The following is a 13,341-nucleotide window of genomic DNA, read 5'->3' on the forward strand; positions in this document are numbered from 1 at the left end:
TCCCCCAACGCGAGTGCGGAGTGGAACATCGGTACAAGCCCCGTCCCGGTCTTTCCCCTTGCCCCCTGCCCCCTGCCCCTTTTCCTCTTTTTGACCCATTCCCCATTCCCCAAACCTAATTCGCCTGCAATGGGGCATTCAAAGCTTTCTCAATGCGATCGCTAGTTTCTAACAAGTGGGCTTTGGTATATTCATCGTTGGTATTGACTGACTTGAGTTTGTCGTTTAATTGTTTAAGTTTATACCACGCTAGGGAACGGGCATCTTCAGGGACGTATTCTCGCCGCAACACCATACCAATCAAGATATCGAGATATTCTCGTTGCAAGCCGCGCCGGAGGCTAGTAATTTTCAGCGCCCCGGCTTTTGGTTTGAGAACTTCTGTCCAAACTCCAGTTTGCAGAGTATCAAAAAGCTCAGGTAATGCTAGTGATTTTTCTGGTAAGCTTTTGAGTTCAATATCCTTGAGACGAGTGAGGCGATCGCCTGCTAGTAATTCCCGTAATACAGCAGCTTGCAGGAATAATATTAAGTCATGAACGGGATAATCTAAGCGTCCAATTTGGGGAAAACTCCCCCAGTGATACCAGCGAGAAGGTGCTAATTTATTCAGTAGCTCTGGGGGAAAATTCAGGGCATCTTCTGCAAAAATATACTTTTGTAATGTTTTGAGTGCTTGCCGTTGTTGTTCAACAGGTACGGGTTCAAAGGGTAAGTGATTTGGGCGACTGGCTAGCTTAGTAGCGGATATTTCCCCAGCCTGTAGACGGTAGAAGGACTGCCCACCAATGTATTTTGTTGTGTAGAAAATATTCTGAAAATAGTTACTGAGAACTGAGCTAAAGCGATCGCTTAAATCACTATAACTTTCTCCCGGCATAGGGAAACGTTTATTGAGATTTGCCCACATCAACCGAGAATTATCTAATTGCCATTGGGAATAAACCAGCACGTTACCACTATGATCCCAAGCATCGGCGGTGGGGTCGAGGTCATACATATCCTCATCGGGAGAATAACTCAATTCCGGCTTATAAGATTGGCTGGCGATCGCTTGTAAAATCGGCTTTTCTGCTATGGGAGTTTTCGCGTTGGTTTGGGTATAACCGTACTGAATGGCCCAATCATCATAAGACCCGACCATACTGGGAAAATAGTCTCCCTGCGGTGTCCCTTGGGGGGCAATATTCGGTGGAATATAATCCATCACCGAACTTGTCAAACCTTTATGGCGGCTAATTTCTGGATTGTTCATCTCTTCTGGTGATAGCAGATTACTACCACGGAAGTTATGCCGCAAACCCAAGGTATGTCCTACTTCATGGGCAACAATTAAACGTAAATATTGATTGATATATTCTTGTAGCTGTTCTTGATTCGGTGCGTTGTTTTGTAGCAGTGACATGGACAAAGCCCCAAAAGCAAATTGATTGGCGGCTTCCATGCCGTAGCATAAGTCATAATCACCGGCTAGCTTGGATAAACGCTGCAAAAAACCATTTGGTCTTGGAGATTTTTCTTGGGTAGTGTTGTTGGCTTTTGCGGCTAAACCTTTGTTACAAAGTCCCCGATTCCGCATTAATGCCGATAAGGAAGTACGGGTATTGAGTTGACTAGGTTCTACAAGTGTGCTGTATCGATTTTTGAGTAAGCGGACAAGACTAGCATCAACTAATATGTCTGCATCCAAAATTTCTCCAGTTAAAGGATTAACGCGAGATGGCCCCATAGCAAAATAACCATCAACAGTGTTAATCCAACGAATTGTATTGTAACGAATATCGGCTGGGTCCCATGCGGCATTGTCTGGCATTTGTCTGGCTTCCACCGCATCTTGAAATCCCGCTTTAAGAAAAGCCTTGTTCCACATGAGTATCCCTTCTTTGACAGCTTCGCGGTACTGTAAGGGTACGGCGTTATCAATCCAGAAGACAATGGGTTTTTTGGGACGAGATAGGGGTGATTCCGGGTCTTTCTTTTCTAAGTGCCAGCGATTAATATAGCGGACAAAAGGATCGTTGCGTTCTTCTTTAGATAAATCTTGGTAAGCGGTGATAAAGTAACCAACCCGTTCATCAGCTATCCGGGGACGATAATTATTTTCTGGTAGTTGGGAAAGACTATAGTGAACCCTGAGGGTGAAGCCACGACTGTCTGGTACGGTCGTGAAATATAACATTTCATTGTTAGGGTTAGTACCAGTACTACTAGAGAAGTTCAAGACCGACTCAATCTCTAAGTTGTGGGGAAAGGTTTTGGCACTGCCAAAGGAGGACTGGTCTGTATTTGGAGTCAATCCTGTAAACAAAGATAATCCGGCTAAGTCTGCCAGCAGCAAGTCACCCAAGTCAATTAGCAAGGTTTTTCTCTGGGGATGGATGCTTTTGATGTCCACCGAGTAGAGAACAGAATCGCTAAACGAACGGGCGAGCGATCGCGCTTGTGGATCACCTTCCCTTGTGCGAAAATTCACATTACGCACCACAAAAGATAGTTTTTTGTCTACTCTCTGGAAATAAAATAAAAAGTCTTGTAATGGTAAACCACTGTAAATTCCTTGTTCGCCAATACCAGATTCTAGGGTTGCGGTAGCTAAGTAATTTTTATTTAGCTGTTCTGGCTTAATTTCTAGATATATTTTATTCTTTTCTTTATGACGATAGAGAGTAAATAGACCGTCTAGTTTTTCAGTATCTTTTACTACTTCATCAAAAGATTCTAAGTCATCCTTTTTTTCCGGCTTAGATTCTGTAGCAGGTTTCTTCTCTGGTTTATCTGTGGCTTTACCAATTTGTAGAAATGGTTGCTGTGCCGCCTTTTTATGATCATTCACCACCCAAATAAAGGGTTGATCCTTGACCTGTTGATTTTGGTTAATTACCCAAATTTGTTCTGGTCTTTGTAGTAGAGGCTGATGTGATTGCTTGATAGCAGCAGAGGAAGAAAGAGTGTAAGCAGGGTGTAAGGGTGTAGATATATAGGGGTGTTGATTGGTTATGGGTTTTTGAGGCTTAGTTGTTATATCTATAATTGGAGAATTTTGCAAATGTTGATTAACTATATCTACAGGTGATAACTTGGCGTTCGCTGTTGCAATTCCTAAAAATAATCCATTGAACAATATTAAATAAAAGGTAAATTTTCTCATCTAGTTTATTCCTGATAAGTATCGTTAATTATTTCTCATGCGCTATGAGCGTTAGTTAGTTGTCTGTTCACCGGAAAAGACACAAAACTACCTGATGGCTAGCAATTAGCTTCTCAGTTTGGTGAGGAACAGCATTTTTTAGATTTTTTGTGCTGTTTTGTTGTAGTATTTTTCCTAACAATCGTCTTTGTAGCAAACAGTACGTATTATTTTTACATCTGTTTTGGTAGAGTTAGCGCCTAAAAATAGAATTATTTCCTTAAAATAGCTCAATTTCCCCAATTTTTGAGAACATATAGCCTTATCGTCCTCTTAAAGATTAAATTTTCTACCGAGAAAATCCTTATGTCAGGTGTTGTTGATGTAATTTTAATTTTAAATACTTGGATTTATTTTATACTAAATATTTATGTTCTCACAGCACCAAACCATTGAATTTATCTATATATTTCTACCTTGACAATTTATTATTAATGGATAAAAAAATGTCACAACTACCTCATGTTTGGAAACTATTACAAAATTATGTTCGGGGTACAAGGTCAACAGATAGGCCTACAACAAAGTATGTAGGTAGTCGCTCATTTTTACCTCTGGGAAAATACCAACAAAAACCAGCCAAAGATGTAAATTTTTCTCAAGTTAATTTACAGAAAGAAATTTTATGTGAAAGATTACAAATCAGTTTAGAGGCATGGATAAGAGAGGATAGTAGGGGGCAATTTTCAACTAGTAGTAGCCAACTCCAACAAGAGATTTATGATTTACTCGGTAATGGTGCATTAACTCCAGAAATAGTCGAAAAAGTTATAGAATTGCTTATCTTTGAAAAAGAATTTCGCCCAGAGTTGCTATTTCACCGCCTAGAAGACTTTTATCAACGTTGGTGTCGAGGAGAATTTATCGATGCGCCACCAAGCGAGAACTTACCTCAGCGAAAATTGATGGAGATGGCAGCACAAAATCAGGGTATTGGACTGAGGCAGATTGATATTTACGCCGGGCTTAATGTCCTGATTTTACTTCTAGAATTACACCGCCACGCCCAAGAGCAAGAAGAACTGCGGCAACAAATCAACTTTTATCCTTCTTCCCCACCAGATACAGACAGCTTTTTCACCTCCCAACTACTGCGGGTAATTAATTATAGCGATGCCATTGAAATTGGCAACTTTAGTAATATCGTGGGGGAATTTCTCCGGGGTGGTAACTTTCAAGGTGCATACCTGGGAAACGCCAACTTGACGGGAGTCAACTTCAGTGGTGCTAACCTCAGTGGTGCATACCTTGGTGATGCCAACCTTACAGGGGCAAACTTCCAAGGTGCTAACCTCACAGGTGCAGACTTTGGTGATGCCAACCTCAGCAGTGTTAATCTCAGTGGTGCCAACCTGAGTAGTGCCGACCTCAGCAGCGCTAACCTTACAGGCGCAAACCTAAGCGGTGCTAACTTGGAACGTGCCGACCTCAGCCGTGCTGACTTGAGTAGCTGCATCCTCAACGATGGCGAATTCAGCCACGCCAACCTCAGTGGTGTTAACCTCAGAGATGCCGAACTCTGTCGGGCTAACCTCAGCAACGCCATCTTATTTGGTGCTAACCTCAGTGATGCCAACCTCAATCATGTTGACCTCAGTCGCGCCGACCTTTGTCGTGCAGACCTGAGTGGTGCAGACCTGACACACGCCACCCTCAACGGTACTAACCTGAGCGATACCATTCTTTTTAGTACTAACTTAAGTGATGCCATTCTGGAGGTAGCTGACCTCAGTTATGCCAAACTCAACGGCGCGAAACTCAACTACGCCAGACTCAACGGCGCTATGTTCTTAGGTGCAGACCTCAGTGGCGTAGATTTAACTGGCGTAGTTCTCAACGATGCCGATTTGAGTGGCGGAATTCTCAGCGAAGCCGACCTCACAGGCGCAGACCTCAGCGATGCCATACTTTTGGGTACTGACTTTAGCTTTGCCAACCTCAACAGTGCCAACCTCAGTGGTAGTAACTTGAGTGGCGCAATTTTGAATGGTGCAGACCTCAGTAGTGCTAACCTCAGTTATGCCATTCTCGATGATACAGACATAAGTGAAGCCAACCTAGAAGAGATGACATGGGGAGAAATTCAGCAATGGGAAGGTGTACGGGGTTTGGAGACAGCACTGAATTTACCGGAGGCGTTGCGGGAAAAGTTGGGAAAGAGGTAAATCAATTCAAAATTCAAAATTCAAAATTCAAAATTCAAAATTCAAAATTCAAAATTCAAAATACCTCACTGGCGTGTCTAGAGTTTAGTAGGGTGCGTCAGTGCGATAGAACCTAACTATACTCAGAAATTATCCATACTGACGCACCCTTACATTTTGGATATTTTTTGGCGTTGCTGATTAAGGGGATGATTTTTATCGGGCTACGCCCCACTAACGCTAACACGCAAAGGCGCATTCGCCGTAAGGCGTTCCCGAAGGGTAGGCGCAAAGGTGTAAAAAGCAAGGATTCATCTAGAAGTTCCCTACTCGGCGCTCCTCAAAATGCTACACTAAGCTCGAATTAACGGTAGTTACACGGGTGTGAGTGGATGGGCAAGCGCTTCTGGCAAACTTGGCAAGAATTTAGGCAGTCATTTTCAGTATCAGAAAGCCTAAGTACAAGTGTCGAGACAGGTAAGGCAGTGTTGGAAGCTGCCAATACTCTCAAAGAAGAGGGTGATAGTATAGAAATCTTGCAATCAGTCCTGCAAAACTCATCTTCTTTATTAGATGTGTTGTGTTCGCCAATGGCGCAGGTGATAGGTGCAGGGTTGCCATTTGTGCCAATTGGCATTGCTTTGTTAAAGTTTGCCCGTGACATAAATCAAAAAGACCCATCTTTAGAAGACTGCTTTTTTATAGTTAGTCAAGCGGCTTATTTGGAAAGCACCAAAGAAATTTTAAGTTTAAATATATATCAAAATTTTAATTGGGATGCCAAGTTAGATATTAAAGCCATCAGTCAGCAAATAGAAAAGCTCAATGATGTTGAATTTAATTCTGATGGTGCGAATAAAGCAATCAGATGTTTCCATGAATCACCTTTAGCTGAAGCTTTCAACCGGGTCTTATTAGCTAGATTAGCAGCAGCAAATATTTCCCCAGGACTAGCGGAAATTTTAACCCAACGTGTGGCGCGGAACACTCACCGCTATATTATTAAAGCTTGGATAGAAGCGGGTGAGGTGATAAAAACTTTAATTCAGCCTTCCTTGGGTGATTGGCAGAGAGAACAGGAGAGATTTCAGAGTATTGATAGTTATCTAAAAACTCATATTGAGCAGAAACCTTTTGAATTAGTTTTTGATGAAAAATTTGCCTTTAAAGATATTTATGTACCTATCAAAGCCAAGCCTGTAGATGCAAATGGCAAGATAGATGAAAAAAAAGATTCATTCAATTTAGAAATTTGGGCGAAAACGATTCTGTTGAATCCCGATAACTTGGAACAGGTCATGTTTATCCAAGGAGGCCCAGGTAGAGGTAAAAGCGTTTTCTGCCGGATGTTTGCTTATACAGTGTGGCGACAATTACATCCAATTTGGACACCAATTTTAATTCGCTTGAGAGATATCGATACTTTTGAAACACGGTTAGAAAATACTATTAAAGCCGAATTAAAACTGGGTTTTATTCAAGGTGATGCTAACTGGTTGACTAATGCTAATACTCGATTTTTATTTATTCTTGATGGTTTTGATGAACTGCACATTGAAACGAGAAATAACCTCAACTTGGGCGACTTTATTAAACAAGTAGCTGGATTTCAGAAGGAATGCAAAGATTACAGTGAAATGGGGCATCGAGTTATTATTACTGGTAGGTCGATGGCTTTACAAGGTATTGCTGATTTACCCCGCAATTTAGAACGGGTGGAGATTGTCGAAATGGATGGACAACTCCAACAGCAATGGTTAAATAAATGGGAAGCCTTACAAATAAATAAAGGTAAAACCATCGCATTTGAGCAGTTTTTACAAAGTGATAAATGCCCCGATGAAGTTAAGAAATTAGCTCAGGAACCTTTACTGCTCTACTTATTAGCGGCAATGTATCGAGATGGGAAGTTAGATATTCATAAGTTAGAGCAAGCAAGTGATAATCGCACCGCTAAAATTATCATTTACCAAGAAGCTGTAAATTGGGTACTGACTAAACAGCGTTCTGAAGCAGATGGGACTGATTTAAATATTGAGTTCACTAAACAAAAGCCGGAGGATTTAAAACGCATTCTCATGGAAGCTGCGGTTTGTGTTGTGCAGTCTGGTGGTGAATTTGCTTCTATGTCGATGTTAGAAGCACGTTTACAAGAAGATGAAGCAGCGAAGGCTTTAATTGAAAAAGCGAAAGAGAAACTGGGGAATGAAGCACTGAAAACGGCTTTGGCTGCATTTTACATTCGTCCGGCGGAAAAACAAGAAGGCGGGGTTGAGTTCTTCCATAAAAGTTTCGGTGAGTTTCTCTTTGCTGAACGCCTGAAAGCACGGCTTAAGGCTTGGACGCAAGATTATGATGCAGATGAGGGGAGACAGCCAATTATTTCTGAAGCTGTGATGAATTGGGAAATCTATGATTTACTCGGTTACGGTGGGTTAACACAGGAAATTGTAGACTACTTGATGGGGTTGTTAACTGAGAGTCAAGATTTCCCGTGGGTGGAATTATTTAAGCGGTTAGACAAGTTTTACGGTAAATGGTGTCAAGGGAAATTTATTGACACGGCTGAAGAGACTTTACCCCAGAAGAAGTTGCGACAGTTGCAAAGGTATGGAATTCAAGGGTTAGGTCAGCGTCAGGTGGATGTTTACGCTGGGTTGAATGTGATGATTCTGCTGTTGGAGTTACACCGCTATGCTCAAGGGCGAGATGAGCTGAAAGCAGAAATTGTCTTTTATCCATCTGGGAAACCGCAGGAAGATAATTGGACAACTCAATTACTTTGCATCATTAATTATAGTGATGGCTTGGGTTTAAGGAACTTTATTAAGATAGTTGGCAAATTCCTCAGAGGCGCAAACCTCAGTGGCGTATCCCTCAGAGGCGCAGACCTCAGTCTCGCAAACCTCAGAGGCGCAGACCTCAGTGGCGCACACCTCGGTGGCGCATCCCTCATTTTCGCATACCTCAGAGGCGCAGACCTCAGTGGCGCACACCTCAATGGCGCATCCCTCAATGGCGCATCCCTCAGTGGCGCATCCCTCAATGGCGCATCCCTCAATGGCGCAAACCTCAGTGGCGCATACCTCAATGGCGCACACCTCAATGGTGCAAACCTCAGTGATGAATTTTTGGGAGATGTCAAATGGGATGAAAAGACAAACTGGGAGAATGTACGAGGACTAGATACAGCGATTAATATGCCAGAAGCGTTAAAGCAACAGTTAGGACTGAGTTAGATTTGTGATTAACTCCCTGTGCAGCTTGCTCTCAATATATAAGGTTGAGTTGCGCTGTTGCTTCACACGATGAGATTTTGATTTATGTGGGAGAATAACGCTCTGCTTTGACTTTGGGTAGAGGAGAATGTATTTGGAAGAACCCCTCTCCAAACCTCTCCCCGACGCGGGGAGAGGCTTAAAATCGTGTTTCTTTGGTGGTTAGTAATTCGTGGTTGGCAAAAACGTTATGGTAGGTTGGGTGGGGTGATAGCGCATCTCAACAAAGTTTTGATTTGTCTGCGAGAATAAAAGACTCGTTCACGAGATTCTGATACTCGCGCACGAGAATAAAAGACTCGTAGGCGAGATTTTGATACTCGCGCACGAGAATAAAAGACTCATTCACGAGATTTTGATACTCGCCTGCGAGAATAAAAGACTCATGGGCGAGATTCTGATACTCGTTCACGAGAATAAAAGACTCATGGGCGAGGTTTTAATACTCGCGCACGAGAATAAAAGACTCATGGGTGAGGTTTTGATACTCGTTCACAAGTTTTCATGATTAATAAAACAGATATATAGCAATTCCTAAGCAAGTGAGGTACAGATTTTATTCTTTTTAAACGCGGAGGGGCGCGGAGGAAAACGCAGAGGGGCGCGGTGAACCAGCGTTGTAGGAGGGTCTCTCTTCGTAGACGACTGGTGTTAGCGTAGCGGTAGCGAGTTTGCGTTCGCTTTTAGCGTCTCGTAGAGAGCGTCACCCGAAGGGAGATTGCCAAATTTTATTAGTGGTTTACTCAGTTTCTCAGCAGATTGGCAAACGCTATATCCAAACCCATATTCTGTTTGGCTTTCCTAATTTTGAGTTTTGAATTGGTATTAATTACCTCTGTCGAGGGTGTAGGATAAGGGCTGAGATTATTTATGCTGTTAATCCAGTCTTTAGCTACACAACTATAGGTTAAGCATTATGCCAGCATTGCAGAGACTAGAACGCTTTGGAAATCACTTAATTCTGGGTATTTCTGGTACTAGTTTGAGTGATGAAGATAAACGCGCTCTGGGTGAATTGAAACCAATAGGGGTAATATTTTTTGCTAAAAACTTTGTAGATGGTGTACCTTACGAGGTTTGGCTGGAGACTTTTCAGGAGTTACATAGCCAGATACAAGAATATACAGAACGCGATTCGATGTTTTTTTCCTTAGACCATGAGGGAGGACGCGTTGTCAGGACACCTTTACCGATTACGCGATTTCCTCAGGCGTTGTTGTTGCGATCGCACGCCCGCGAAGTAGCAAAAGCCACGGCAATTGAATTAAAATCTTTAGGCATCAACTTATCTTGGTCACCTGTAGCTGATATTTATTCCCATCCGCAAAATCCGATTATCGGTTCTCGCGCCTTTGGTAATACTCCTGAAACTGCGGCTACTGGTGCGCGGGAATATTATTTGGGACTGACAGAAACCGGAATTGTGGGATGCGCCAAACATTTCCCTGGACATGGTGATACTAGCAAAGACTCCCATGTGGAATTACCAATCCTCAACCTGACTCCAGAGGAATTACAAAATCGAGAACTTATACCCTTCAAAGCTTTGATTGAGGAAGGGATTCCTCTAATTATGACTGCCCATATTTTATTTCCCAAAATCGACCCAGATTTACCAGCTACCCTATCCCGCCCCATCCTCAAAACTATACTGCGGGAAGAACTTGGTTTTCAGGGTGTGGTTGTATCTGATGACTTAGACATGAAAGCAGTTTCCGATATGTTTATGGAACGTGGTACAGTTGCACGGGCTTTTAATGCTGGCTGTGATTTATTTATTGTTTCTCGCAATATCCATGCGTCTTCTATCGAGCGTACATATAAAATTGCGGAAGATTTTGCTGATTCTGTAGCTAATGGTAGCTTGGCTGAGTCAGTAGTAGATTCCGCCAAGGAGAGAATCGAAAGACTATTGACGGTAACTCCAGAATATTCTGTACAGATGTTAGATAAAGATACTTTAGTACGTCATGCCGAATTAGCGATCGCTTGTTGTTTTTAAGATTGTGCCTGAGAGTTTATTAATAAAGTAAAAATACAATACTCTTACTCTTGTGAGTGGGGATTTGGTAATCAGTAATAGCGGCAGTTACCTATTACCAATTACCAACACAAAGCGGCGGCTTTCTGTAATTAAGCTTTGAGGTTTTTTAACTCCATTTAGGGGTCATCGAGCCAAAACGGGAAATTGTACGCTAAGGAAATGCTCAGACTGCTAAACGCCTACTGTGCTTTGCTTCTAGCAAATACTTGAGGGAATTTTTCAGCTAATGGCTCAAAATCGGCTTCAAGACGAACTTGCCCATAAATGATAGTTGGCGTTCGTAAAGTTATGAACCGTAGAATAAGCTTTATAGGTTATTTCATATCAACAACTTGCCCAAAAATGGTTATTTTTGGCAATTCCACCTTGATTATTGATCTTTAATATTTGGATGTGTTTGCCCCACAGGCACTACCTCTTGCCATTTTTTAGTTTCGTCGAACTCATGTTTTTTAGCAACATAAAAATCACTGCTAAATTCATTTTTCTCGGTTACACCATTAATCAATAAACCTAAAACCTTTTGTCCAGAACGCTCTAATGTATCTTTAGCAGCCCAGGCACTACCCGAATCAATTACATTAGGTCTAGATACTAATAAAATTCCATCCGTCATGTGGCTTAAAGTTAGGGAATCAGCCGCAACAAGCAGAGGAGGAGCGTCAATAATCACAAAATCATACTGTGATGAAAAATCAGCGATTAATGCAGCCATTCGCTTTGAATCTAGCAAAGCCAACGGATTGGGAGGTCTGACACCTGCTGTCAAAACATCCAAATTATCCATTACCTTAGATATAGCAGTAATAAATTCTACTTGTCCAACAAGTACTTCACTTAAACCTACTAAATTATTCAATTGCCAGAATTGATGTTGAGATGGAGAACGCATATCTCCATCGATTAATAAAACTCTACGTCCTAATTGAGCGATCGCAGCAGCTAAATTAGCTGAAACAGTAGATTTACCTTCTCTAGGTAAAGCACTTGTTATTACTAAGTTTTTGAGAACTTGATCAGAACTCAGAAATCTTAAATTAGCTTGAATCATGCGATACATTTCGCTAGTCAATGAATCAGGCGTATCTCTGACAGCTACTTCCAGATTAGTTAACTCTACATCCCGATGGGAAGATGTTATTTTCTTCGTAGTTGCTGAAGGAATAATTCCTAGTAAAGTATATTCAAATATTTCTCTAATTTCTTGAATTGTTTTTAGGGATCTATCTCTTATTTCTAAAAATAAAACTGTAGTAATTGACAAAAATATCCCAAATAAAATACCTAGCAATATAACAATTATTTTATTTCTGGAATCTGGTTTATCAGGAACCAAAGCATTAGCAATAATCCTCGCACTTGCAGTATTTTTACTTTCTGCTAGTCTTAATTCTTGAACTTTAGTTAATAGAGTCTGATAAGTCGAGCGAGCACTTTCAAGATTTTGTTCTAATTCACCTAAATTTTGTTCTAATTGGGGTATAATTCGTAAGCGTTGTTCGTAATCTGCACGAGACTTAGACAAAGAATTTAATTTTTTAATTAAACTCAATCGTTCTTGCTCCGATTGCAAAAATTCTCTAATCATACTTTGCTTAAGTTCACTAAGTGGGAACTTTGTCTGTGGTAGTTTTACTTGACTACCAATAATTTGGTTAGTTTGTTTTTGTAATAAATCTTGCAGATTTTTTTTGTTAGTTTCCAAATCAACTATTTTCGGATCGTTATCCAGAAATCTACTACGTTCTAAAGCGAGTTTTTGTTCTACTTGTTGAATTTGAGTTAAAATAGATTGAATTGCCTGGGATTGAGAGAGATCATTTATAGCGATCGCTTGCTCTACATCCAGAGAAATTTGCTTGCGGAGTGTATTATTTTTAGATGTAACTTTTTCTAATTCTGAACTGACATTAGCAACCTGAGTATCTAAATTGTTAATTTGTAAAACTGCTAATTTAGATTCTTCTGCAAGATTGACGATTTTATTTTGCTCTTTAAAACTGCGTAAGGCTAATTCTGCTCTTTGTAAATTTAATTTGGGTTGATTTAATTGTTGAGCAATCAGCATTCTGGTCTTTTCAGCTTCTGATCTACTTGTAAGAATACTGTTCTCTAAATATAAGTCCATCACCTTGTTCACAATCGCTGCTCCTTCTTCAGGATTACGACTTTTATAAGCCACTCTTAAAACATCTGTACCACCAATAATTTTTAAAGTTAGTCCAGATTTGAGAGTATTAGAATTTAAGGGTTTACCTTGTTTGTTTTTCAGATTTAGCTCTTCTATTACCTTGTCTAGTATCATCGGAGAAGAGAGAACCTCTATCTCAGTATTAATAGGGTTTTGGCTAGATACTAGTGATTTAAGATCCCCTTCAGCTTCTGAACCACTAGCTAATAAATTTTGACCTATGATCTTAAAAGATGGTACTTTGAATAAAAGTTTTCCTTCTGCTTCATAGGATGATTTCAGCAAGGTGGTAGATAAGGCACTAAGAGCAACTGTTACCGTAAAGATATTAATAGCTACTAACCAACGACGCTTCAGTCCAGCAAAATATCTGCTTAAATCTAAATCTATCGATTCTTTTGATTGCATAATTTTATTCTATGAAGACTCTGTATGAACGATGTTAGTTTTAAAACTACAGTAAATATAAAAATCTAAGTGTTTCACAACACAACCAA

6 protein-coding genes are annotated in these 13,341 nt (G+C 40.8%); 3 read left to right on the top strand and 3 right to left on the bottom strand.

Translation table 11 applies throughout. From position 1 onward, the window contains the following. Positions 1-115: 115 nt before the first annotated feature. Positions 116-3,148, bottom strand: coding sequence for a zinc-dependent metalloprotease (locus tag ACM5QX_RS08055; RefSeq protein ID WP_414752461.1), 3,033 nt, complete (start codon positions 3,146-3,148; stop codon positions 116-118). Between the two features lie 485 nt (positions 3,149-3,633). On the opposite strand from ACM5QX_RS08055, the gene ACM5QX_RS08060 reads away from it, so the two are divergent. Together ACM5QX_RS08060 and ACM5QX_RS08065 are read left to right on the top strand one after the other, a co-directional pair. Then, the gene (locus ACM5QX_RS08060; RefSeq protein ID WP_414752460.1) at positions 3,634-5,352 is read left to right on the top strand and encodes a pentapeptide repeat-containing protein; all 1,719 of its coding nucleotides are present in this window, start codon (positions 3,634-3,636) and stop codon (positions 5,350-5,352) included. A gap of 371 nt (positions 5,353-5,723) precedes the next feature. Beyond that, entirely contained in the window at positions 5,724-8,570 is a 2,847-nt protein-coding gene (locus ACM5QX_RS08065; RefSeq protein WP_414752459.1) for an NACHT domain-containing protein, read from the top strand. A 259-nt stretch (positions 8,571-8,829) separates the two neighbouring features. Here ACM5QX_RS08065 and ACM5QX_RS08070 read toward each other — a convergent pair whose 3' ends face one another. After that, complete coding sequence (locus ACM5QX_RS08070; RefSeq protein ID WP_414752458.1) at positions 8,830-9,021, bottom strand: hypothetical protein; 192 nt, start codon at positions 9,019-9,021, stop codon at positions 8,830-8,832. 504 nt (positions 9,022-9,525) lie between these two features. On the opposite strand from ACM5QX_RS08070, the gene nagZ reads away from it, so the two are divergent. After that, the gene (gene nagZ / locus ACM5QX_RS08075) at positions 9,526-10,611 is read left to right on the top strand and encodes a beta-N-acetylhexosaminidase (protein ID WP_414752457.1); all 1,086 of its coding nucleotides are present in this window, start codon (positions 9,526-9,528) and stop codon (positions 10,609-10,611) included. A gap of 412 nt (positions 10,612-11,023) precedes the next feature. Here the strand turns inward: nagZ and ACM5QX_RS08080 are convergent, their stop codons facing one another. After that, the gene (locus ACM5QX_RS08080; protein ID WP_414752456.1) at positions 11,024-13,252 is read right to left on the bottom strand and encodes a GumC family protein; all 2,229 of its coding nucleotides are present in this window, start codon (positions 13,250-13,252) and stop codon (positions 11,024-11,026) included. Between the last annotated feature and the right edge of the window lie 89 nt (positions 13,253-13,341).

Origin of the sequence: Anabaena sp. CCY 9910, assembly GCF_963920875.1 — a bacterium.
In the GTDB taxonomy this organism is placed as follows: domain Bacteria; phylum Cyanobacteriota; class Cyanobacteriia; order Cyanobacteriales; family Nostocaceae; genus Trichormus; species Trichormus variabilis.